Origin of the sequence: Pseudomonas sp. FP215 (genome assembly GCF_030687795.1) — a bacterium.
Taxonomy (GTDB): Bacteria; Pseudomonadota; Gammaproteobacteria; order Pseudomonadales; family Pseudomonadaceae; genus Aquipseudomonas; species Aquipseudomonas salmasensis.
In genome coordinates this window covers 6,382,897-6,405,223 of sequence record NZ_CP117447.1, presented here as the reverse complement: position 1 = coordinate 6,405,223, position 22,327 = coordinate 6,382,897, and the positions used below count along the sequence as shown (strand labels likewise).

The 22,327-nt window shown below is 59.9% G+C and carries 24 protein-coding genes and 1 other RNA gene; 13 read left to right on the top strand and 12 right to left on the bottom strand.

Annotated elements, in window-relative coordinates; all coding sequences use genetic code 11:
* The first annotated feature begins 137 nt into the window (after window positions 1-137).
* Genes PSH76_RS29200 through PSH76_RS29190 form a run of 3 tightly spaced genes read left to right on the top strand, consistent with a single transcriptional unit; the run spans window position 138 to window position 3,814 of the window.
* Window positions 138-767, top strand: coding sequence for a fimbria/pilus chaperone family protein (locus PSH76_RS29200; RefSeq protein WP_305494503.1), 630 nt, complete (start codon window positions 138-140; stop codon window positions 765-767).
* A gap of 7 nt (window positions 768-774) precedes the next feature.
* A complete protein-coding gene (locus tag PSH76_RS29195; protein WP_305493335.1) occupies window positions 775-3,273 on the top strand; it encodes a fimbria/pilus outer membrane usher protein in 2,499 nt (832 codons plus the stop codon).
* Window positions 3,239-3,814 (top strand): hypothetical protein, encoded by a 576-nt coding sequence (locus PSH76_RS29190; RefSeq protein WP_370874626.1) that lies wholly within the window; start codon window positions 3,239-3,241, stop codon window positions 3,812-3,814. Before PSH76_RS29195 ends, PSH76_RS29190 begins: the two co-directional genes overlap by 35 nt.
* On the opposite strand, the gene PSH76_RS29185 is transcribed toward PSH76_RS29190, so the two are convergent.
* From PSH76_RS29185 to PSH76_RS29170, 4 genes are read right to left on the bottom strand one after another with little or no spacing between them, the layout of a single operon-like run.
* Entirely contained in the window at window positions 3,786-4,523 is a 738-nt protein-coding gene (locus PSH76_RS29185; protein ID WP_034134034.1) for an amino acid ABC transporter ATP-binding protein, read from the bottom strand. The genes PSH76_RS29190 and PSH76_RS29185 overlap by 29 nt on opposite strands.
* A complete protein-coding gene (locus PSH76_RS29180; protein ID WP_032894590.1) occupies window positions 4,510-5,160 on the bottom strand; it encodes an amino acid ABC transporter permease in 651 nt (216 codons plus the stop codon). Before PSH76_RS29180 ends, PSH76_RS29185 begins: the two co-directional genes overlap by 14 nt.
* On the bottom strand, window positions 5,157-5,825 hold the full coding sequence (locus tag PSH76_RS29175) for an amino acid ABC transporter permease (protein ID WP_305493334.1): 669 nt from the start codon (window positions 5,823-5,825) through the stop codon (window positions 5,157-5,159). The genes PSH76_RS29180 and PSH76_RS29175 overlap by 4 nt, the downstream gene beginning before the upstream one ends.
* A gap of 14 nt (window positions 5,826-5,839) precedes the next feature.
* A complete protein-coding gene (locus PSH76_RS29170) occupies window positions 5,840-6,625 on the bottom strand; it encodes a transporter substrate-binding domain-containing protein (RefSeq protein WP_305493333.1) in 786 nt (261 codons plus the stop codon).
* A gap of 255 nt (window positions 6,626-6,880) precedes the next feature.
* Here PSH76_RS29170 and PSH76_RS29165 point away from each other — a divergent pair, with 255 nt between their 5' ends.
* The 6 genes from PSH76_RS29165 (at window position 6,881) to PSH76_RS29140 (ending at window position 14,154) form a co-directional block, all read left to right on the top strand.
* Entirely contained in the window at window positions 6,881-7,576 is a 696-nt protein-coding gene (locus tag PSH76_RS29165; RefSeq protein ID WP_056791056.1) for a FadR/GntR family transcriptional regulator, read from the top strand.
* Between the two features lie 120 nt (window positions 7,577-7,696).
* Entirely contained in the window at window positions 7,697-8,026 is a 330-nt protein-coding gene (gene trxA / locus PSH76_RS29160; RefSeq protein ID WP_032894595.1) for a thioredoxin TrxA, read from the top strand.
* Window positions 8,027-8,260: 234 nt separating this feature from the next.
* A complete protein-coding gene (rho, locus tag PSH76_RS29155) occupies window positions 8,261-9,520 on the top strand; it encodes a transcription termination factor Rho (RefSeq protein WP_003176825.1) in 1,260 nt (419 codons plus the stop codon).
* A 157-nt stretch (window positions 9,521-9,677) separates the two neighbouring features.
* The gene (locus PSH76_RS29150; protein WP_305493332.1) at window positions 9,678-11,660 is read left to right on the top strand and encodes an acyltransferase family protein; all 1,983 of its coding nucleotides are present in this window, start codon (window positions 9,678-9,680) and stop codon (window positions 11,658-11,660) included.
* A 59-nt stretch (window positions 11,661-11,719) separates the two neighbouring features.
* Window positions 11,720-13,186 (top strand): 4-hydroxy-3-polyprenylbenzoate decarboxylase, encoded by a 1,467-nt coding sequence (gene ubiD / locus PSH76_RS29145; RefSeq protein WP_003195329.1) that lies wholly within the window; start codon window positions 11,720-11,722, stop codon window positions 13,184-13,186.
* On the top strand, window positions 13,186-14,154 hold the full coding sequence (locus PSH76_RS29140) for a CDP-6-deoxy-delta-3,4-glucoseen reductase (RefSeq protein WP_305493331.1): 969 nt from the start codon (window positions 13,186-13,188) through the stop codon (window positions 14,152-14,154). The genes ubiD and PSH76_RS29140 overlap by 1 nt, the downstream gene beginning before the upstream one ends.
* Before the next feature lie 576 nt (window positions 14,155-14,730).
* On the opposite strand, the gene PSH76_RS29135 is transcribed toward PSH76_RS29140, so the two are convergent.
* Window positions 14,731-15,213 (bottom strand): hypothetical protein, encoded by a 483-nt coding sequence (locus tag PSH76_RS29135; protein ID WP_032894600.1) that lies wholly within the window; start codon window positions 15,211-15,213, stop codon window positions 14,731-14,733.
* Window positions 15,214-15,463: 250 nt separating this feature from the next.
* Here PSH76_RS29135 and PSH76_RS29130 point away from each other — a divergent pair, with 250 nt between their 5' ends.
* Window positions 15,464-16,117: a gamma-glutamylcyclotransferase gene (locus PSH76_RS29130; protein ID WP_032894602.1), complete on the top strand. Its 654-nt coding sequence runs from the start codon at window positions 15,464-15,466 to the stop codon at window positions 16,115-16,117.
* Here the strand turns inward: PSH76_RS29130 and glpT are convergent.
* Window positions 16,114-17,451, bottom strand: coding sequence for a glycerol-3-phosphate transporter (gene glpT / locus PSH76_RS29125; RefSeq protein WP_032894604.1), 1,338 nt, complete (start codon window positions 17,449-17,451; stop codon window positions 16,114-16,116). The two genes, PSH76_RS29130 and glpT, sit on opposite strands and share 4 nt — an antisense overlap.
* Window positions 17,452-17,742: 291 nt before the next feature.
* Window positions 17,743-18,720: an NADPH:quinone oxidoreductase family protein gene (locus tag PSH76_RS29120; RefSeq protein ID WP_305493330.1), complete on the bottom strand. Its 978-nt coding sequence runs from the start codon at window positions 18,718-18,720 to the stop codon at window positions 17,743-17,745.
* 150 nt (window positions 18,721-18,870) lie between these two features.
* On the opposite strand from PSH76_RS29120, the gene PSH76_RS29115 reads away from it, so the two are divergent.
* Window positions 18,871-19,278: a flagellar basal body-associated protein FliL gene (locus PSH76_RS29115; protein ID WP_003195317.1), complete on the top strand. Its 408-nt coding sequence runs from the start codon at window positions 18,871-18,873 to the stop codon at window positions 19,276-19,278.
* Window positions 19,279-19,389: 111 nt separating this feature from the next.
* Here the strand turns inward: PSH76_RS29115 and PSH76_RS29110 are convergent, their stop codons facing one another.
* Window positions 19,390-19,839: an EVE domain-containing protein gene (locus PSH76_RS29110; RefSeq protein WP_032894608.1), complete on the bottom strand. Its 450-nt coding sequence runs from the start codon at window positions 19,837-19,839 to the stop codon at window positions 19,390-19,392.
* 195 nt (window positions 19,840-20,034) lie between these two features.
* On the opposite strand from PSH76_RS29110, the gene PSH76_RS29105 reads away from it, so the two are divergent.
* Window positions 20,035-20,184 (top strand): hypothetical protein, encoded by a 150-nt coding sequence (locus PSH76_RS29105; protein ID WP_010207387.1) that lies wholly within the window; start codon window positions 20,035-20,037, stop codon window positions 20,182-20,184.
* 9 nt (window positions 20,185-20,193) lie between these two features.
* On the opposite strand, the gene PSH76_RS29100 is transcribed toward PSH76_RS29105, so the two are convergent.
* The 4 genes from PSH76_RS29100 to PSH76_RS29085 all read right to left on the bottom strand — a co-directional run bounded on the left by PSH76_RS29100 (window position 20,194) and on the right by PSH76_RS29085 (window position 21,617).
* Window positions 20,194-20,826, bottom strand: coding sequence for a 5-formyltetrahydrofolate cyclo-ligase (locus PSH76_RS29100; RefSeq protein WP_305494501.1), 633 nt, complete (start codon window positions 20,824-20,826; stop codon window positions 20,194-20,196).
* Window positions 20,827-20,884: 58 nt separating this feature from the next.
* A non-coding RNA gene (ssrS, locus tag PSH76_RS29095) (6S RNA) lies at window positions 20,885-21,063 on the bottom strand.
* A gap of 30 nt (window positions 21,064-21,093) precedes the next feature.
* Window positions 21,094-21,411, bottom strand: coding sequence for a cell division protein ZapA (locus tag PSH76_RS29090; protein ID WP_014720410.1), 318 nt, complete (start codon window positions 21,409-21,411; stop codon window positions 21,094-21,096).
* Window positions 21,408-21,617 carry a TIGR02449 family protein gene (locus PSH76_RS29085; protein WP_003177365.1) on the bottom strand — a complete coding sequence of 70 codons (210 nt, stop codon included), beginning with the start codon at window positions 21,615-21,617 and terminating at the stop codon, window positions 21,408-21,410. Before PSH76_RS29085 ends, PSH76_RS29090 begins: the two co-directional genes overlap by 4 nt.
* 138 nt (window positions 21,618-21,755) lie before the next feature.
* Between PSH76_RS29085 and PSH76_RS29080 the strand changes: the two genes are divergently transcribed.
* Window positions 21,756-22,313 (top strand): YecA family protein, encoded by a 558-nt coding sequence (locus PSH76_RS29080; protein ID WP_014720409.1) that lies wholly within the window; start codon window positions 21,756-21,758, stop codon window positions 22,311-22,313.
* Window positions 22,314-22,327: the final 14 nt, after the last annotated feature.

The window sequence follows — 22,327 nt, the reverse complement described above, 5'->3', positions numbered from 1 at the left end:
ATTGGCTGTTTTTCTATGGGCGCGTGATTACCAATCGTCAACGGCATGAGTGAGGGGAATACTGAGTGCGTGGGTTTTTAATAAGTTGTGCGCTGTTGTGGCATCTGTTTTTCAGTACTGTTGCCGCCGCCGACGGTATGTTGCCGGAAACGACAGTGGTGGTGCTTTATGAAGAGGACGGCGAAGCTACTCTTAGTATCAAGAACACCGATGCGGGGCCGGCGCTGCTGCATTCCGTTGTTGAGAATGTGCCTGAAGACCTGGAGCCGCTACTGATTGTCACACCGCCGGTTACCCGTGTGGAGGCAGGCGACACCCAACTGGTGCGTTTTATCAGCACCCTGAAACAGCCGCTCAAGACCCAGCGGCTCAAGCGCGTGTCGTTCGAGGGCATACCCCAGGCGCGTGTTGCCGGTGGTGCGACCATCGGCATCACCCTGCGGCAGAATTTACCGCTGATCCTGCACCCCCAAGGCCTGCCGCGTCACCACACGCCCTGGGAGCTATTGACGTGGAAGCGCGTCGGGGACCGGCTCAGCGTCCACAACGACAGCGCCTATGTAGTGCGCCTGGCGCCGGATGTGCAACTGCTGCCACAAGGCACACTGGCGACATTGCCGCGCACTTACATTTTGCCAGGTGAGGCATTGGTGGCGAAGGGCCAAGGTCCGTTGGGCAATGTGGCTCACGTAGAAATCCAGCCCGCCACGGTTTACGGGTTTTCGGTAGATAACTACCGAGCGCCGGTCATCACCGATGAAGGTTGATCGGTTCATGATCCCTTCGAGGCGGGGCATCGCTGGTACTGCCTGGCCCGGTCGGTCCAAGTTGTCCATCGGCTTCGCGGCGCTCTGGAGTTTGCCTGGTATCGCGACCGCACTGGAACTCGGTGAAGGGTTTGACCTGGCGGCCCTCACCACCCACGGCATAGACCCCAAGGTTGCCGATTACTTTCGCAGTGCGGCGCGCTTTCGCGAAGGTGTCCAGGTGGTGGGGTTGCGGGTCAATGGCAACCCGCTTGGGCGGGTGGATGCTCGGTTTGGTCCACAGGGGGAGTTATGTTTCACCCCTGGGTTATTGGAGAAGGCCGGGCTGGTGAAACCCGGCGCAATCCTGCAGCCAGGCGCCAGGCCAGACCAGGCCTGTCATGATTTTCTCGGCGCATTTCCCGCCACGATGGTGCGCCTGCGTCCCGGTACCGATGAAGTGGTGCTGGTGGTGCCGACCCAGGCCTTGCGCGAACCCGAGTGGGATAGCGGGGATTTTTCCCAGGGCGGCGCGGCAGCGTTGTTCAACTATGACGTGCTGGGTTACGACAGCCATTCGCGCAGCGGACCCAGCCGGTTCGTGTCGGCCCACACTGAAGCGGGTTTCAACCTCGACGATTGGATTGTCCGCAGCCGCCAGTTCTATGTGTCGGACAACGGCCAGACCCGTACCGAACACTTGCATGCTTATGCCCAGCGGGATATCGCCGCGTTGCGTTCGACGTTCCAGGCAGGCCAGCTCTCCAGTAATAACCCGCTGTTTGGCGGGATCCAACTGTCTGGCGTGCAGTTTTCCCCCGATGGGCAGTCCAGGACACCCGCAGGCGGCAATATCGCAGTGGTCGAGGGGTTGGCCCAAAGCCAATCTCGCGTCGAGATACGCCAGTCCGGTGTGTTGGTCCACAGTACGTTGGTACCTGAAGGACCGTTCCGGCTGACGGGCTTGCCCCTGCTCAACGCCACCAGCGACCTTGAGGTCAGCGTGATTGATGTGCGGGGCGCCAAGCGCAGTTTCGTGGTACCGGCGGCGTCATTCGCGGGGGCTGCCCCGGCGGCGCCTGGTTACTATTTATCGGTGGGCGAACTGCGCAGAACGACGGGAGAGGAAGGGCCATCCCCGGTGATCGCCATGGGCAGTGGCACTTGGGGCCTGGGGAGTCATTCGTCTGCGGGTTTTGGCTTGTTGAGTACCGATGACTATTGGGCGGCAGGGGGGACCCTGAGCAGCGTGTTTTTCCAGCGGGTTTCTGTCAACGCACGCCATAACCTGTCCCGAGACAGCCATAAGGCCGTGTCCGGCTCACGCAGCAGCCTGTCACTGAGCAGCCCGGTCGGGGCCAATATCGACGTCAACCTCAGCGCCACCACCCAGACGCGTGGTTATCGCGAGGTCACGGAGGTGGGCCAGTCGCTCAGAGCCAATGATCTCAATTCCCACTTCAAAAACCAGTACACCGCAGGCGTGAGCTGGTCCGAACCCACGCTGGGCGTATTTTCTTTGAATTACACCCGCAGCGCGCAATTTGGCGGGCAAACCAGCGAGCATGTGTTTGCCTCATGGAACAAGTCGTTTGGCCGGGCCGACGTGGCACTGATCGCTGATTCCCAAGTGGGCGGTTCACGGGCTGGCCGTGACGCCAACTATGCCGGTAGCCGGCGTGATCGTGCGGTAGATAACGACGTGTCCCTGCGGTTGCAGGTCAGTGTGCCCCTGGGCGGCGATCGCCGTGTGAGCAGCTACACCAGCCGCCGTGGGGAGCAATTTACCGCCGGCACTGCACTGAGCGAACGGGTCAACGAGTATGTGAACTACGAAGTGGCGGTAGAGCGTGACATGCGGGCCCGGGAGCAATCGTTGCGTGGGCAAGTGGACGTGTTGCCACGCTACGCACGAGTGGGCCTGGGCGTCAGCCGCGACCCGTTGGGTAGCAGCTACACAGGCCAGTTGCAGGGGGGCGTGGTGGCTCATGAGGGCGGGCTGACCTTTTCGCCTTACAGCGTGCAGGACACGTTCGGCATCGTCTCGGTCGGCGATATCGGCTCGGCGAAAGTCGAGACGCCACAAGGCCCGGTATGGACCGACTTCAGCGGCCAGGCGGTGATCGCCGGCTTGCCGGCCTACACCAACAGCCGCGTCCAGGTGCAGACCCCTTCGTTGCCCAAGCAGGTAGACCTGAAAAACGGCACCCAGGTCATTGCGGCGGGCCGAGGCTCATTCAATCACGTGGATTTTGACGTGGTGAAAGTGCGCCGGATGCTGGTGACTGCCAACGATCAGCACGGCCGGCCATTGCCTCAGGGCGCCTCGGTGTTCGGCAAGGGCAATCGCTTTGTCACCAGCGTGGTGGGCGAGGGCATGATTTTTCTCAACGACGTCTCCGAGTCGCAAAACCTGAGGGTTTCATTGCCCGACTCTTCCACTTGCCTGTTGCACATCGACCCCGAGGCCAAGCCCGACAATGACAAATTCTATGAAGCTGCATCGGCGGTATGCCAGGGTGGTTAAGCGTACCAGCCTGCCCTTGGCGCTCTCATGCATGCTGCTGGCAACGCTCGATGCGCAAGCTGAAAACTGTCGGCTATCGCTGAGCCCGCCGCGCATCGACTATGGCGCAATACGCCGGGATGCAGTGGTCGACAATGCCGCTGTGGTACTGGCCACTCGCACGTTCAACCTGACTGTGCTCTGCGTTGAGCCGGCGGTAATGGCCCTGCGTTTTGTCGCAGCGCCTGCCGATGGGCAAGGGTTTCGGTTTGGTCGTGAGGGGCGTTTTCGCTTGCGTCTCAAGCATGCCCAGGTCGACGGGCGAGCTGTCGGCTGGGTGTCTGCTCAAGCGCCTGACGAGTCGGCCAATGGCCAGTTATTACCCGGCCAGGCCTTGGTCGCGCGCGCCGCAGGTGCGCCGGTGGCAGGGCGGCGACTCACCGCCCAGGTCGATCTCGACACCGAACTGCCCTTCGATGCGTTGATGGTGCGCGGGGAGGCCCGCCTTGAAGGGCAGGGCAGTTTCGAACTGATCAGCCAGGCTGTTCCACCGAGCCAATGAAGTTAGCGAGCTCGACTGTTTGCGGGTTGGCGAACAACACCTTCGGGTCACCGGTTTCATGCACCTTACCCTGGTGCATGAACACCAGCTTGTCGCCGACCTCACGGGCAAAACGCATTTCGTGAGTCACCATGATCAGGGTCATGCCGTCCTGGGCCAGTTGGCGCACCACGCTCAGCACTTCATTGACCAGTTCGGGGTCCAGGGCCGAGGTGATCTCATCGCACAGCAACACCTTGGGCGACATGGCCAGGGCGCGGGCAATGGCGACGCGCTGTTGCTGGCCGCCGGACAGGCGATCGGGAAAGGCGTCGAACTTCTCGCCCAGCCCGACCCGGTCCAGCATCTGCCGGGCCAGTTCGGCAGCCTTGGCCTTGGGCACTTTCTGCACCACTTGCGGCGCCAGCATCACGTTCTCGCCCACGGTCAGGTGCGGGAACAGGTTGAATTGCTGGAAGACCATGCCGACCTTCTGCCGCAGGCTGCGCAGGTCGGCGCGGGCGGCGTCGAGGTATTCGCCATCGACTTCGATGACGCCGTCGTTGATCGACTCCAGGCCATTGAGGGTGCGCAGCAAGGTGGACTTGCCCGAGCCGCTGCGGCCGATGATCGCCACAACCTGGCCTTCGTCCACCGTCAGGTCGATGCCCTTGAGTACGTGGTGATCGCCGTAATACTTATGCAGGGCAGAAATTCTAAGCAGAGGCATGCAGTCTCCTTTCCAGGTAGCGCGCACTGAGGGACAAGGGATAACAGAGCAAAAAGTAACCGAGGGCCACCAGGCCATAGACCATGAAGGGCTCAAAGGTGGCGTTGGCGAGCATGCCGCCCGTCTTGGTCAGTTCGGTGAAGCCGATGATCGAGGTCACGGCGGTGCCTTTGACCACCTGCACCGAAAAGCCCACCGTCGGCGCGACAGCAATACGCAATGCCTGGGGCAGGATCACATAGCGCAGTTGTTCAAGCGGGTTGAGGGCCAGGCTGGCCGAGGCTTCCCATTGGCCGTGGGCGATAGAGTCAACGCAGCCGCGCCATATTTCAGCCAGGTAGGCGCTGGTAAACAGAGTCAAGGCAATCGCCGCTGCCAGCCAGGGCGATATATCCACGCCAAGCAGGGCAACGCCGAAAAACACCAGGAACAGCTGCATCAGCAGCGGTGTACCCTGGAACAGTTCGATATAGGTGCGGGCCATATTGCGTGGGAACGCTTTGCGGCTGATGCGCAGGGTCATCACCAGTAAGCCGATCAGGCCGCCGCCCACAAACGCCACCAATGACAGCAGCAGCGTCCATTGCAGGCCGGTAAGCAGGTTGCGCACGATGTCCCAGAACGAAAAATCACTCATCGGCTGTTCCTCATGACAAACCGTCGGCCTATCCAGTTGAGCAATTGGCGAATCATCAGCGCCATGCACAGGTACACCAGGGTGGTCAGGGCATAGGTTTCAAAGGCGCGGAAATTACGCGACTGGATAAAGTTGGCGGCAAAGCTCAGCTCTTCAGTGGCGATCTGCGAACACACCGCCGAACCCAGCATCACGATGATGATCTGGCTGCTCAGGGCCGGCCACACCTTGCCCAGGGCCGGTAGCAGCACCACATAGCGAAACGCCTCGAAGCGCGTCATTGCCAGCGCCGCGGCCGCCTCCAGTTGCCCGCGTGGGATGGCCTGGATACCGGCACGGATGATCTCGGTGGAGTAGGCCCCCAGGTTGATCACCATCGCCAGCACGGCGGCTTGCCATTCGGTGATTTTCAACCCCAGGGACGGTAGGCCGAAGAAGATAAAAAACAGTTGCACCAGGAACGGCGTGTTGCGGATCAACTCGACATACACCCCAAAGAACCACGCAAACGGCTGGATCTTCCAAGCCCGTACCACCGCGCCGACAGTGCCCACGGCCACGCCGAGGATGGCGCCAATGGCCGTCAGCTCAAGGGTGAACAGCGCGCCGCGCAGGAGCAGGTCGGTATTGGCCAGCACTGGCACAAAGTCGAATTGATAGGCCATCGTTGAGCTCCGCGTCAGAGGTCGGCAGGCAGCGGTTCTTTGAGCCACTGCATTGCGTTTTTTTCCAGGCTGCCGTCAGCCTTGGCTGCCACCAGGATCTGGTTGACCTTTTCCAGCAGCGCCGGCTCGTTCTTGTTCACGCCCACGTACACCGGCGAGTCCTTGAGTTTCACCTTCAATGCCGGTACGCGTTTGGGGTTGCGTTCGCTGATGGCCACCATGACCACGTTGCCGCTGGCGATCAGGTCCACCTGGCCGGCCAGGTAGGCGGTGATGGTGGAGTTGTTGTCTTCAAAGCGCTTGATCTTGGCTTCCTTAGGGGCCACCGCGGTCAGCTCGATATCCTCGATGGCGCCACGGGTTACGCTGATGGTCTTGCCCTTGAGGTCGTCGAGGCTGGCGATGGCGGCGTCAGGCGGCCCAAACACGGCAAGGTAGAACGGTGCGTAGGCGTTGGAGAAGTCGATGACCTTTGCGCGCTCGGGGTTCTTGCCCAGGCTGGAAATCACCAGGTCGACCTTGCCAGTGGTGAGGAACGGGATGCGGTTGGTGCTGTTCACCGGGGTCAGTTCCAGTTTGACCTTGAGTTGGTCGGCCAGCAGCTTGGCGGTGTCGATGTCCAGGCCGCGTGGCTTCATGTCCGGGCCCACCGAACCAAACGGTGGGAAGTCCTGGGGCACGGCAACCTTCAGGGTGCCGCGGGCGACGATGTCATCCAGACCGTTCGCCTGGGCGGGTGCCTGGCTCAGCATCAGGCTGGCAAACAGGGCAGTGAGCAGGGCGCTGTAGCGCTTGGTCATGGCAACTCTCCGAAAATGGCGAAGGAATTTTCTGAGTTTGCCCAGTGCACAGCCCATGCCAGCACCGTTCGGATCGTCTGCAAGGCTGATGGTTGTTGAGGTGCACAGGTCTTACTGGTCTGAACAGTGGTCAGGTTTTGCGCACCCTTTTCGAGCGTTGGCAAAAAGCGGCGAGCCCCTTTGGGGCGTGGCTTGCAGCCGGCCATGAATAGTTTTACAACGGGTCACACCGCTATCTGGAACCCAGAGCTTTTTATGAATTCCATTGCCCAAGCCGTACCGGAAGCGGCCTTGCAGGCCATCCGCAAACTGATCAAGGAGCAAGGCTTCGGGCCGGGCGACGCGTTGCCGTCCCAGCGCGAGTTGGCGCTGCAATTGGGGGTGAGCCGGGCGTCGTTGCGCGAGGCGCTGTCGTCCCTCAGCGCCTTGGGCGTGGTCAGCGTGCAGCCGGGCAAGGGCGTGTTCGTACAGGACGTGCAAGAGGCGCCGGGGTTCGCCTGGCCCTTTGCGGCGCAGGCCACGCCTCCGGATATCTTCCAGTTGCGCTACGCCTTGGAGGGGTTTGCGGCGGGCTTGGCAGCGGTGACACTAACCCTCGATGCACTGGACAGCCTGCAAGACAATGTTCAAGCCATGCGTAAAGTGCTCAAGGCGGGCGATTTCGAAGCGGCTGCCCGCCTGGATTTCGAGTTTCACCAGCGCATTCTGCTGGCCAGCGGTAACCAGGCCATGGTGAGCATCCTCAGCGCCAGCGCCGAGGTGTTTCTGGAAAGTCAGAAGCTACCGTTCATCCGGCCGGAGCGGGCCATGGAAACCTGGCAGGAACATCGCAGAATCCTGCGCGCCCTGGCCCGCCGCAGCAGTACGGCGGCGCAGAAAACCATGCAGGAACATATACGTAATGCAGCGTTGCGCACGGGCATTGCGTTCGTGACGCCCGCTACGCCGTGACGGGGTCATACCCACACTCATTCAAGTTCATAGCAAGACTCAATCAGACGCGGCTTCCTGAACAGGGGAAGGGCGGCTATGATGGGCAACGTTTTTTTTGCTTACAATCCGGAGACATCCATGAGCAGCGATCTTATCAAGCACGTCACCGACGCGTCCTTTGAAGCCGAAGTCCTCAAGGCTGAAGGCCCGGTGCTGGTTGACTACTGGGCTGAATGGTGCGGCCCTTGCAAAATGATCGCTCCGGTCCTGGACGACATTGCGACCACCTACGAAGGCAAACTGACCGTTGCCAAGCTGAACATCGACGAGAACCAGGAAACTCCGGCCAAGCATGGCGTGCGTGGTATCCCGACTCTGATGCTGTTCAAGAACGGCAATGTCGAAGCGACCAAAGTGGGCGCGCTGTCGAAGTCCCAGCTGCAAGCTTTCCTCGACGCGAACATCTAAGCGTCGTCAAAAAAGCCCCGCAATTTGCGGGGCTTTTTCGTAAAACAGGGCTAGACGCTCCGAAATCCAGGTGGTACATTCGGCCCCGCAGTGGTTTCTCCACTGCCCCCTGCAAGCCGTCGCCGACGCATTCCTTTTCGATTAGTACGCGATCCTGTCGCCTTCTCTGCGGCGCGGCCTCATTAAGCCAAAAGCTTAATTTCCCCCCTCCATAAATGATTACGTCATTCCTATATGAATCTGACTGAACTCAAGCAAAAGCCGATTACCGACCTGCTCCAACTGGCCGAAGAAATGGGCATAGAAAATATGGCCCGTTCGCGCAAGCAGGACGTGATTTTCTCCCTGCTCAAGAAGCACGCGAAAAGCGGCGAGGAAATCTCCGGTGATGGCGTGCTGGAGATTCTCCAGGACGGCTTCGGCTTCCTCCGCTCTGCAGACGCGTCCTATCTCGCCGGCCCAGACGATATCTACGTCTCGCCGAGCCAGATCCGTCGCTTCAACTTGCGCACCGGTGACACCATCGTTGGCAAGATCCGTCCTCCGAAGGAAGGTGAGCGTTACTTCGCCCTGCTCAAGGTCGACACGATCAACTTCGATCGCCCCGAGAACGCGAAAAACAAGATTCTCTTCGAGAACCTGACTCCGCTGTTCCCGACCGTGCGCATGAAGATGGAAGCCGGTAACGGCTCCACCGAAGACTTGACCGGCCGTGTGATCGACCTCTGCGCTCCAATCGGCAAAGGCCAGCGTGGCCTGATCGTCGCACCGCCGAAAGCCGGTAAGACCATCATGCTGCAGAACATCGCCGCGAACATTGCACGTAACAACCCTGAAGTTCATCTGATCGTGCTGTTGATCGATGAGCGTCCGGAAGAAGTGACCGAAATGCAGCGCACCGTGCGCGGCGAAGTGGTTGCCTCGACGTTCGATGAGCCGCCAACCCGTCACGTGCAGGTTGCCGAAATGGTGATCGAAAAGGCCAAGCGCCTGGTCGAGCACAAGAAAGACGTGGTGATCCTGCTCGACTCCATCACCCGTCTGGCTCGCGCCTACAACACCGTGATCCCGAGCTCCGGCAAGGTGCTGACCGGTGGTGTCGATGCTCACGCCCTGGAGAAACCAAAGCGTTTCTTCGGCGCTGCGCGCAACATCGAAGAAGGCGGCTCGCTGACCATTATCGCCACCGCGCTGGTTGAAACCGGCTCGAAGATGGACGAAGTGATCTACGAAGAGTTCAAGGGTACCGGCAACATGGAACTGCCTTTGGATCGTCGCATCGCTGAAAAGCGTGTGTTCCCTGCGATCAACATCAACCGTTCCGGCACCCGCCGCGAAGAGTTGCTGACCGCAGACGACGAACTGCAGCGTATGTGGATCCTGCGCAAGCTGCTGCACCCGATGGACGAAGTCGCTGCCATCGAGTTTCTGATCGACAAGCTGAAAACCACCAAGACCAACGACGAGTTCTTCTTGTCGATGAAACGTAAGTAAATACTGCGTTTCTGGTCCAAAAAAATGGCGCCCCCCAGGGGGCGCCATTTTTTTTGCGTCGAGTTTGTGTGGTTTTTATGGCATAAGTATCAGTTAAGTAACAAAAATTGACGCGTGACTACGCTCATTCCTTTCGTCACAGACTGACCACATTCATATGACCACTCTTGCTTACCGCAGAGACATCGACGGCCTGCGTGCCATCGCTGTCCTTGCAGTCGTGTTGTTTCACTTTGGCGTTCCAGGCATTACTGGCGGTTTTGTTGGCGTTGATGTGTTTTTCGTCATTTCCGGTTTTCTAATCACGTCAATTATTTGGCGAGAGCGTCAAGCCGGACGCTTCAGCTTCATCGACTTCTGGGCTCGCCGCGCCCGGCGTATCTTGCCGGCACTGTTTGTGATGATTGCGGCGACACTGGCAGTGGGTTGGTTTCTGTTGGCGCCCAAGGACTATGAAGAGTTGGGGCGGTCTGCGCACTATCAGGTGACTTTTACCTCGAACCTGTTGTTCTCGCGTCAGCACGGATACTTTGATGCCTCATCGGACATCAAGCCGTTGCTGCATACCTGGTCATTGGCGGTAGAAGAGCAGTTCTATATTTTCTTCCCGTTGCTGCTGGCTTTGCTTTCCAGCCGCTTGAAGCACTGGCGCCTGGCATTGTTCGCGGTGCTGCTGGTGTCGTTCGGCATGAGCGTCTGGGCGGTTCAGCATGAGCCGCAGAAAGCTTTCTTCCTGTTGCACCTGCGGGCCTGGGAGCTACTGGCGGGTGCGATGCTGGCGGTGCAGCCCAAGCGTGAATGGCGCGTCTCGCCGGCCTTGGCCCAAGGCGTCAGCCTGGCTTCCCTGGTATTGATCCTCATCGCTGTGCTGAGCTACGACGCGAAAACCCCGTTCCCAGGCGCGACCGCGTTGTTGCCCGTGCTGGGGGTGGTCGGGTTGATCTGGGCCAACGGCCAGCAACAGACCTGGGTCGCTCGCCTGTTGGGCACGCGGATCATGGTGGGCATCGGGCTGATCTCTTATTCCTGGTACCTGTGGCACTGGCCGGTATTCGTGTACGCCAACTATGCCGCGGTGGATGGCTTGAGCGCCCTGGAACTGGCGGGGCTGATGCTGCTTTCGCTGGTGCTGGGCTACCTGTCTTGGCGCTTCGTGGAAACGCCGTTCCGGGAAAAACGTTTGCTGGCCTCGCGTAAGGCGATTCTGGCTTCGGCGATGGTCGGCATTCTGGGGCTGGGTTTCACTGGCCTGGCGATCCGTGAATTCGACGGCGTGCCTTCGCGCTTGTCCGAACAGGCGTTGCGTTTTGCCCAAGCCAAGAAGTGGAGCCCGGACCTGTTGGCGTGCATGGCCGACAAAGATACCCCCGATGAACGCTTGTTCTGCCATTTCGGCCCCAAAGGCCAATCGGTTTCAGCGTTGGTATGGGGTGACAGCCACGCCACCGCGCTGATACCGGCACTCAAAGACGGCGCTGATCGCCACGATATCAGCCTGGTCGAAGCCAGTTTTGCCGGCTGTATTCCCCTCGATGGCCTGGAAAATATTGCCCGCTGCGCGCATTTCAACCGTCGCGTCGAGAAGGCCATGGCCGAGCAGACATTCAGCGATGTGGTGTTGGCCGCCCGCTGGAGCCTGTATGTGTATGGGCAGATGTCCGGTGACAAGGAGCATGCGCTCAAGGACCCTGGCACCGGCCAGTACGTGCGTGCCGTCGCCGAGCAACGCTTTGCTCAAGGCCTGCGCGAGCGCATCCAGGGTTTGCGCGCTGCTGGGCACAAGGTCTGGCTGGTCAAGGAAGTGCCGCTGCAGGAAATCATCGTGCCTTACCGTCTCAGCCGCCTGGCCATGATGAACCGCCCCGTGGACGGTGAAGGGCTCGCCGTGGCCGAGCATGTGAAGCGCCAGGCGTTTATCACGCAATTGTTTGACGAACTGGCGGCGGCCGACAGCGGTGTCGCGGTGCTGGATCCTGCGCCATTACTGTGCGGCGCCGATGGGTTGTGCCGCGTCGAACTCAATGGCCGCGCACTGTATACCGACGATAATCACCTTTCAGACGTCGGCGCGCGACACATCGAAGCCTTCCTGGAGCCGTTGTTCAGTTCTTTGCAATCACGCGGTTTGACGGCCAATTAAGCTGCCAGCCGCCCTCAGAGCAGGTAGGATGTACGCCTATTTTACGGGTGGCATGGTTAATGAAATTCAAGGATCTTCGGGATTTCGTGCAGCAACTTGAGCAGCGCGGAGAGTTGAAACGTATCCAGATGCCGATTTCTCCGGTGCTGGAAATGACTGAGATTTGCGACCGTACCTTGCGCAACAAGGGCCCGGCGCTGTTGTTCGAAAACCCGACCGGCTTTGATATCCCGGTGCTGGGCAACCTGTTCGGCACTCCCGAGCGCGTGGCCTTTGGCATGGGCGCCGAGTCCGTCAGCGAGCTGCGCGAGATCGGCAAGCTGCTGGCCTTTCTCAAGGAGCCCGAGCCGCCCAAGGGCTTGAAGGACGCTTGGTCCAAGCTGCCGATCTTCCGCAAGATCATCGCCATGGCCCCCAAGGTGGTCAAGGACGCGGTGTGCCAGGAAGTGGTCATTGAGGGCGATGATGTCGACCTGGCCATGCTCCCGGTGCAAACCTGCTGGCCCGGCGACGTCGGCCCGCTGATCACCTGGGGCCTGACCGTCACCAAAGGCCCGAACAAGGACCGCCAGAACCTCGGTATCTACCGTCAGCAAGTCATTGGTCGTAATAAAGTGATCATGCGCTGGCTGAGCCACCGTGGCGGCGCCCTCGACTTCCGTGAGTGGTGCGAGAAGCATCCCGGCAAGCCATTCCCGGTTTCCGTGGCCCTGGGTGCTGACCCGGCGACCATCCTCGGCGCAGTCACGCCCGTACCTGACAGCCTCTCCGAGTACGCCTTCGCCGGCTTGTTGCGCGGCAATCGCACGGAGTTGGTGAAGTGCCGCGGTAACGACCTGCAAGTGCCGGCCACCGCCGAGATCATTCTTGAAGGCGTGATTCACCCAGGTGAAATGGCCGATGAAGGCCCGTACGGCGACCACACTGGTTACTACAACGAAGTCGACAGCTTCCCGGTGTTCACCGTCGAGCGCATCACCCATCGGGTCAAGCCGATCTACCACAGTACCTACACGGGCCGTCCGCCCGATGAGCCGGCCATCCTCGGCGTGGCGCTCAACGAAGTGTTCGTGCCGATCCTGCAAAAGCAATTCCCGGAGATCACCGACTTCTACCTGCCGCCCGAGGGCTGTTCGTACCGCATGGCCATCGTGACCATGAAGAAGTCGTATCCGGGGCATGCCAAGCGGGTAATGCTCGGTGTGTGGTCGTTTTTGCGACAGTTCATGTACACCAAGTTCGTTATTGTCACCGACGACGACATCAATGCCCGGGACTGGAACGACGTGATCTGGGCCATCACCACGCGCATGGACCCCAAGCGCGACACGGTGATGATCGACAACACGCCCATCGACTACCTCGACTTCGCCTCGCCGGTTTCGGGCCTTGGCTCAAAGATGGGCCTGGATGCCACGCACAAATGGCCGGGCGAAACCACGCGTGAGTGGGGCCGGGTGATCGTCAAGGATGAAGCCGTCACGGCGCGGGTTGATGCGATCTGGAAAGAATTGGGAATAGATTGATGCGTGTAACCCTGCAACCTTCCGGTGCTGTGCTGGAACTGGCCCCTGGCGAGCGAATCCTCGAGGGCGCACGCCGCCTGGGCTATGAGTGCCCCCAAGCCTGCCGTAATGGCGTGTGCCATGTCTGCGCGGCGTTGCTGGTGGAGGGCCGCGTACAGCAAGCCGGGGAGGTGCGCGATCATGGTGAGTTCTACACCTGTATCGCCGAGCCGCTGGAGGACTGCGTGGTGTTGTGGGATGGCGTTCTGGCGCCGGGAGAGTTGCCGTTGCGCAAATTGTCGTGCCAATTGATCGAGTGTGTGCAAGTGGGTGGCGATGTGTGGCGTGTGCGCCTGCGCGCCCCGGCAGGCAAGGCGGTGCGTTACCACGCCGGGCAATACCTGATGATCGAGCGGGACAGCGGCGAGAAATCGGCGTTCTCCCTGGCCTCGGCGCCCCATGCCGGGCGTGAGTTGGAGTTGCATGTACTGGCACGGGAAGCCAGTGCGCGCAGCCTCATCGAGCAGTTGCAGCGCAACCAGATGGCGCGCGTTGAGCTGCCGTTTGGTGACACTCACCTGGCCGAATTGCCGGATGGGCCACTGGTATTGATGGCAGCCGGCACCGGCATGGCGCAGATGCACAGCCTGATCGAGCATTGCCGCGCTTCAGGTTTCAAGCACCCGGTGCATCTGTACTGGGGCGTGCGCCTGCCGGAAGATTTTTACGAAATCGAGCATTGGGACCAATGGCTGCATTTACCCAACCTGTTCCTGCACAAAGTGGTCAGCGACCTGTGTGGTTGGGAAGGGCGCTGTGGTTTGCTGCATGAAGCGGTGTGCGAAGACATTGCCGACCTCAATAGCGTGCACGTCTACGCCAGCGGTTCGCCGGCGATGATCTACGGCACCCTGGACGCACTGGTCAACGCCGGCATGGATGCGCACCGGATGCGCGCCGACGTCTTCGCCTACGCCCCAAGGCCCTAATGTGGGAGCTGGCTTGCCTGCGATGACGGCCCCACAGCTGACGCCTATCTACCTGACGTCCTGCGAGCAAACTGTGGGAGCGGGCTTGCTCGCGAAGGCGGCCTGGCAGTCAACACGGTTGGATTGTGTGTGTATCCATTGCTGCGGTAACGGCTACTTAGGGTTCCGCCCTGACGGCGGGTCACTTTGGAAAAGCCCCAAAGTAACCAAAGGGCTCTTGCCCCACCACTCGGCACCTCGCCTAGGCTCGGTGTGCCCGTAATCCGCCAGTGATTTGGGGGGCCGCCGCCACGCGCCATCCATGGCGCGGGGCGGCTAAACCGGCATCCCTGCCGGTTTACCCCCCAAATCCCTGTCGAATTCCGGCCAGCGTGGTTTGACGGGGCGCCTAAGATCAAAAGCAGATCAAGAGCAAGATCAAGAGCGACTCGCTTCGCATCGTGGTTACCGTCTGCTGTTAAAGCCCACAAAGTTGTGTAGATACCTATGCTGCGATAGCGGTGGGTCAGCGCCTCATTTGATGACTGGCACACCGCTATCGCAGGCAAGCCAGCTCCCACCGGGGACTGTGCTGTGTCAGAAGCGCACTCCAGTTGTCACCATTGCCGCGTTGAACCCGAGCAATACCAACTCAGCCGCCACCGGCCCGTAATGCGTGCCCACCGATGGAATGATCACCGGCGCCACGCCGAAGCGGTTCAACGGGATCTTGTCGCGGTACTCGCCGCGATAGCCCTGGAGCAGCCCGCCGGTCAATTTTGCATACACCGGATAGTCGGCCATGTCATAGCGCTTGCCCACATAGGCGTAGTACGAGCGCTGGCGGAACGAGTTGCGAAAAGTCACCCCGCCGTACAGCAGGCCCGATGCCTCGTTGCGTTCCAGGCCGATCAAGTCCTGATTGTTGTTGTGCTCTGGGTCTGGCGCGAAGTGCCGGGTGTAGACGCTGGTCTGGGCGTACCAGAAGCCTTTGTCGTCGTTGGCAGGTGGGGTTTCGCTCGCCAGAGCGGTGGTGGCTTGGGCCAGGAACAACAGCCCAGGCAATCGAAATTTTTTCATGGGGCGACCTCGATAGTCGATGTGATGAACGGCTAAGTGGGTCGTTGTGTGCGCGCTATTTTGACGGCTTGGCGCCCGCCCAGGCTGAACCGGGGCTGACAGTAGCGGGATTAACCGTGCAGATCCTGACGAGTGGTGGGCGTTGATTATGCCCAGTGGTACTTTTTCGCCGTACGGTTACAGCGTTGGGTTTTATTACGGTAAAGTCGCTTACAACTGGTAACACACAGGGGGCGCACCGCATTTCGCCATGACCGTCATTGAAACCGATCTTCTGCAATTGGCTTACCCTCCGCGACTCGATCTTGGGCCGCAACTCACCCACGAACAGTTAATGAGCTCGATGCAAGCCACTATGGCTCGGCATAAGGGTGGGCCGGTGTGGCTATTTGCTTATGGTTCGCTGATCTGGCGCCCTGAATGTTCATCCACCGAACGCGTACGGGCGCGGGTCCACGGTTATCACCGGGGCTTGTACCTGTGGTCCCATGAGCATCGGGGTACGCCGGAGTTGCCGGGGTTGGTGTTCGGGCTGGATCGCGGTGGTTCCTGCAGCGGGTTTGCCTACCGTTTGCCGGAAGACCAGTTGGAGGCCTCGCTGTATGCCCTGTGGCAACGCGAGATGCCTTACCCCTCTTACCGGCCGCACTGGCTCAGCTGCCGATTGCAAGATGGCAGCACCGTGCAGGCGTTAGGGTTTGTGTTGGAGCGCCACTTGCCCAGCTATGCCGGCAACTTGCCCGATATCGTGCTTAATCATGTACTGCAAAGCGCTTGCGGGCGTTACGGCACCACTCGCGATTATGTCGAGCAGACCGTGAACGCCCTGCGTAGCCACGCCATGCCAGATAAAAACCTGGAGGCGCGGCTCAAGCGTTGTGCCAAGGATTGCCCGGGCGGTTAACGCGCCGAGCTGACACTGTTGGTGTGCCACAGCGTAGGGATCAGGAACGCGATCGCCAGTACACAGGCGCTGATCAGCAGTACAAAACCGCCGTCCCAGCCGAAATGGTCAACCGTGTAGCCCATGGCCGCACTGGCTGCCACTGAGCCACCCAGGTAACCGAACAAACCGGTAAAGCCCGCAGCGGTGCCCGCGGCTTTCTTCGGTGCCAGCTCCAGTGCCTGCAGGCCGATCAGCATCACCGGTCCGTAGATCAGGAAGCCGATAGAGAACAGCGCAATCATGTCGATCATCGGGTTGCCCGGCGGGTTGAGCCAGTAAACCAGGGTTGCCACTGTTACCAGGGCCATGAACACGATGCCGGTCAGGCCGCGGTTGCCACGGAAGATCTTGTCCGACATCCAGCCGCATAGCAGCGTGCCCGGAATACCTGCCCACTCGTAGAAGAAGTACGCCCAGGACGACTTATCGACGGTGAAGTGCTTGGCTTCTTTCAAGTAGGTCGGCGCCCAGTCCAGTACGCCGTAGCGCAGCAGATAGACAAACACGTTGGCAAAGGCGATGTACCAGAGCATTTTGTTACGCAGCACGTATTTGACGAAAATTTCCTTGGCACTGAATTCGTCTTCGTGGCTGGCGTCGTAGCCTTCTGGGTAGTCGTTCTTGTATTTCTCGATAGGCGGCAGGCCCACCGATTGCGGGGTGTCGCGCATGGTGATGAAGGCAAACGCCGCCACTGCCAGGGCCACGGTGGCCGGCACGTAGAACGCTGCATGCCAGTCGTTGAACCACGCCATGCCCAGCAGGAACAGCGGGCCGATCAAGCCACCGCCGACGTTATGCGCAACGTTCCACACGGACACCACGCCGCCGCGTTCTTTCTGCGACCACCAGTGCACCATGGTCCGCCCACTTGGCGGCCAGCCCATGCCCTGGGCCCAGCCGTTGATGAACAGCAAAATGAACATCATGGTCACGCTGGACGTTGCCCAAGGCGCGAAACCGAAAATGAACATCACCCCCGCCGAAACCAGCAGGCCGAAGGGCAGGAAATAGCGTGGGTTGGAGCGGTCGGACACCAGGCCCATCAGGAATTTGGACAAGCCGTAGGCAATCGCAATCGCCGACATCGCCAGGCCCAGTTCGCCACGGGTGTAACCCTCGTCGATCAGGTAGGGCATGGCCAGGGAGAAGTTTTTACGCAGCAGGTAGTAGCCGGCGTAACCGAAGAAAATACCCGCGAAGATCTGCCAGCGCAGTCGTCGGTAGGTACTGTCTATTTTTTCTTCAGGCAGGGGCGCCTGGTGTGCGGCAGGACGAAAGAAAGCAAACATTCAAGAGCTCCAAATTTCTTGTTTTGACTGCGGATGCGAATGTTACAGTTTCGTTACCGAAAATAGCATCGCCTCTTATCCGCAAACACAGGAAACGCGAGCAATTGCATGTTCTTTTACGAACATGTCGCTAATAGATAAGTTGTGGGCGTGATTAGGTCCTAAGACCACTGAGTAACCACTGTGGGAGCTGGCTTGCCTGCGATGGCGATCTTTCAGGTTCATCTGTAGCAGCTGACCCACCGCTATCGCAGGCAAGCCAGCTCCCACATGGATTGCATTTCAGGTGTGTTATCGGGTTTGGACAACTATTTTACCCACCGCCTTGCGCTGCCCCAGATCATTGATCGCCTGCGCAGCCCGCTCCAGCGGATACACCTGCGACACCAATGGCTTGAGCTTGCCCTCGCCATACCAGGTGAACAATTGCTGGAAATTCGCCGCATTGTCCTGTGGCTGGCGCTGGGCAAACGAGCCCCAGAACACCCCGACCACCGCTGCGCCCTTGAGCAACGCCAGGTTCACCGGCAGTTCAGGAATACGCCCGCTGGCGAAACCCACCACCAACAGGCGCCCATTCCAGGCGATCGAACGAATGGCCTGGTCAAACAGGTCACCACCCACTGGGTCGTAGATAACATCGGCGCCGTTGCCATCGGTCAGGCGCTTGACCTCATCCTTGAGGTTGGCTTCGCTGTAGTTGATCAGCTCATCGGCGCCGGCGGCCTTGGCGACTGCGAGTTTGTCGGCGCTGCTGGCGGCGGCAATCACCCGGGCGCCCATGGCCTTGCCAATCTCTACGGCAGCTAGGCCCACGCCGCCGGACGCGCCAAGCACCAGCAGGGTCTCGCCGGGTTGCAGGTTGGCGCGTTGTTTCAGCGCATGCATGGAAGTGCCGTAGGTCATGCTGAAGGCGGCGGCGGTGTTGAAATCCATGCTCGGAGGGATCGGCAGCACGTTATAGCCGGGCACCGCGACCTGCTCGGCAAAGCTGCCCCAGCCGGTCAACGCCATCACGCGGTCACCGACTTTCAGGTGGCTGACTTTCTCGCCCACCTCGCTGACTACGCCCGCCGCTTCGCCACCGGGTGAGAACGGAAAAGGCGGCTTGAACTGGTATTTACCTTCGATGATCAGCGTGTCCGGGAAATTCACCCCGGCCGCATGCACGTCCAACAGGATTTCATTCTTCTTGATCGCCGGGCTGGCGATCTCTTCCAGCACCAGGGTTTCGGCGGGGCCGAAGGCTTTGCACAGCACAGCTTTCATCGGACTATTCCTTTTGGCGTCGTGGCCGATAAGTGTAGGAGGGTACGCCCGTGGGTCAACGAGCATGCCCACGCCTGATAAGCCCCCATAAGCTTGTGCTCAGCCTTGCTAGCGTTATGCTACCCGGCAACCGAATTCGAGGAATGAACTGTGAAAGCGTGGATCCTGTTGATGCTGGCCCTGACCTTGCCGATGGCAGCCCAGGCCGAAGAGGCCAAAGAGGGCGAGGCGCCGAAGGTCAGCTATATCAGCCTGAGCCCGCCGTTCGTGGGCAATTACGGCCTGGATGGCACCGCCAAGCTCAAGGTCTACAAGGCCGACATTGCCCTGCGCGTGACCGGAGAAGAAGCGGCGAAGCTGGTCAAGGCCAACGACCCCTTGATTCGCAACCAACTGGTGGCGCTGTTTACCCAGCAGACCAATGAGACCATGAGCAGTGTGGAAGGCAAGGAGAAGCTGCGCCAAGAGGCGTTGAAGCAAACGCAGCAAGTGATGAACGATGAAACCGGCAAGCCGGTGGTGGAAGACCTGCTGTTCAACAACCTGATCATCCAGTAGGAGCGAGCTTGCTCGCGAAAAAACGTCAACGATAACGCGTGCTTCCTGAGTAAACGCGGCGCCTGTGAGTTTTTCGCGAGCAAGCTCGCTCCTACAAGAAGCCGGGGCCAGTTAAAGCAGATGAAGGACCGCTGCCCACTGCTCCGGTGTGACCGCCATGACAGAAAGCCGGCTGCCCTTCTGTACCAGCGGCATTTCAGCCAGCGCAGTTTGCTGCTTTAGATAGCCCAGGCCCAGCACTTTGGGGAAGGTCTGCACATGGGCGACATCGATCGCACTCCATGGGTTTTTCTCCGGCGTGGCCTTGGCGTCGAAATAGTGGCTTTCTGGTTCCAGCGCAGTGGGGTCCGGATAGGCAGCCCGGATGATTTTGCCGATGCCGGCAATCCCAGGCTCCGGGCAACTGGAGTGGTAAAAGAAAAACTCGTCGCCCACGGCCATGGCGCGTAAAAAGTTGCGTGCCTGATAGTTGCGAACCCCGTCCCAGCGCGCTTCGCCGAGCTTTTCCAGGCCGTTGATGGAGAGTTCGTCGGGCTCGGATTTCATCAGCCAGTAGGCCATTTTTGGGCTCCTGAAAAAGGCATTGGGCAAGTTGTCGGGCAATTGCATGACAAACCGACAGTCGGTTCGCGTCAAGGTTTGCGTGTTGGTTCACGTTACCGCAGAATGCGCGCTTTTAAGCTTGACGCAGCTGCAACGGACTACTTTGGAACGTTGTTGTCATCGTGTACGAGGTGCCTGAAAGGGGGGCAATCGATGCAACGTAAGCCGGATTTACTATGGATTTTGGTTATTTTGTTTGGTCTGGGCGTCGTGACCACCGGTTATGCCCAAAGCCTGTGGTCGAACAAGACCGATGCACCGGTTGAACTGGCTCAGCAGCAGCCACAACCGTTCAAGCGTTAACTCAAGCATTCACCAAGGCGCCGCTGTTTCCAGCGGCGTTTTTGCGACATACCACTGCTTATCGGTCACCGTCCCCGCCAACGGCACATCCCAGCTTGCCTGCGCCAGGCGTTCGACTTTCTGGCATTCATGGGCCAGTCCCAGCAGTGTTGGCTTGCGCCAGCTCTGGCGGCGGGCAAGATAGGCCAGGCTGCGGTCGTAAAACCCGCCGCCCATGCCCAGGCGCCCACCTCCATCATCGAACCCCACCAACGGCAACAACACCAGATCCAGCGCCCAGACTTGGCGTTGGCGATGGGCATTGACCCGTGGCTCAAGGATGCGAAAGCGGTTGGGCAGCAACTTATCCCCAGGGCGTACGCGCTGGAACACCATCTTGGTGCGCGGCCAGGCGCTGAGCACCGGTAGGTAAGTGGCTTTGCCGCGGCGCTGGGCTGCACGCAGCAGCAGGCGCGGATCGATTTCACCGTCCGTGGGCAGATATAAAGAGATATGTTTGGCCCGGCGAAACAGCGGGTGCTGTGCCAGTTGCCGGTACAGACCGTGAGCGGCCTGGCGCTGCTCGCTCGGCGTGAGGGCGCGGCGGGCTTTGCGCAACATGCGTCGAAGTTGCGGACGGGAAAGCGGCGCAGGTTCGGTCATGGTTTTCCGGCTCATAAAACAATGCCAGTCCGGAGACTGGCATTGAGTTTGGGAATTCAGGCTCCCCGACAGAGCCGCTGTCGACTTAGCCCTTGAACCCGAAAGTTCAAGGTGGAAGAAGCAGTAGGCTTTAAGGCTTTCCGTCTAGCGGACATGCACACCAGCCCAACGTGCAACTTCCAGGGTAGTGCGAATCGGCTCAGGGACATCGCCGACTGGCAAACACGCCAGGGAGTGGGGCGAGTATACCTTAAACCTGCTCGGCAATCAGCCCTTGGGTGTGTCTGAATCGGTGGAAAGCACCAGATCCACGCGATCGAGCAGGTCACGCACCTGCTCGCGCGTCGAGCCGCTGGCCTGTACGTCCGGGCGCTCCTGCTTATGCAGCAGGTCGTGGGTGATATTCAGCGCGGCCATCACGGCGATGCGGTCGGCGCCGATCACTTTGCCGCTGCTGCGGATTTCGCGCATCTTGCCATCCAGGTAGCGGGCAGCGCTCACCAGGTTGCTGCGTTCTTCCTGGGGGCAGATGATCGAATATTCTTTGTCGAGGATCTGCACGGTAACGCTATTGCTTGAACTCATGAGTCTTGCTCCAGGGCCTTCAGGCGCGAAATCATCGATTCGACCTTACGCCGGGCGATTTCGTTTTTTTCAATGAGGTGAGCGCGTTCCTCGCGCCAGGTCTTTTCCTGAGCTAATAGGAGTCCGTTTTGACTCTTAAGTTGCTCGACCCGATCAATTAGCAGTTCGAGTCTGGCCATCAGCGCTTGCAGGTCGGTGTCTTCCATTGGGTTCCACTGGATTTGTCTGATGAATGGCAACTGCAGGATAAACGATCTGACGCCCTCGATAGTCTTGGTGCGTCTGCCGGTGCTAGGATACAGCGCTCCATTCTAGACATTGCGCCGTCTGGCGCCTAGCTCACCATGCCCATTCAGAACTCCCCGTACGATGCTTTTTCCAAACTGCTGAGCGCCAGCGGCCATCCATGCTCGCCTGCTGAACTGCATGGCGTGCTGTTGGGCCGCAGTTGCACCGGTGTCGGCTTTGATGCCGACAACTGGCTGGCCGATGTGGCCGAGCTGCTGGAAACCGAACCCACCGACAATGTGCGCAACGCATTGATCGGCCTGCAAGAAATGGTCAAGGGCGAGCTGACCGGTGATGACGTCACCGTGGTCCTGCTGCTGCCTACCGACGACGCCCCGCTGGCTGACCGCGCCGCTGCGCTGGGCCAATGGTGCCAGGGTTTCCTCCACGGTTTCGGCGTGAATGCCGGCGGCCTGGAGCTGAGCACCGACGCCAAGGAAGTGCTGCAGGACCTGGCGGCCATCTCCCAGGTGCAAGACGCCCTGGAAGAATCCGAAGACGGCGAAGGCGACTACATGGAAGTCATGGAATACCTGCGCGTCGCGCCGCTGCTGCTGTTCACCGAGACCCGCAAGTCCGCTGAGCCCGCCGCGCCCAAGCCGTCGCTGCACTGAGAAAGGAAGCCCAT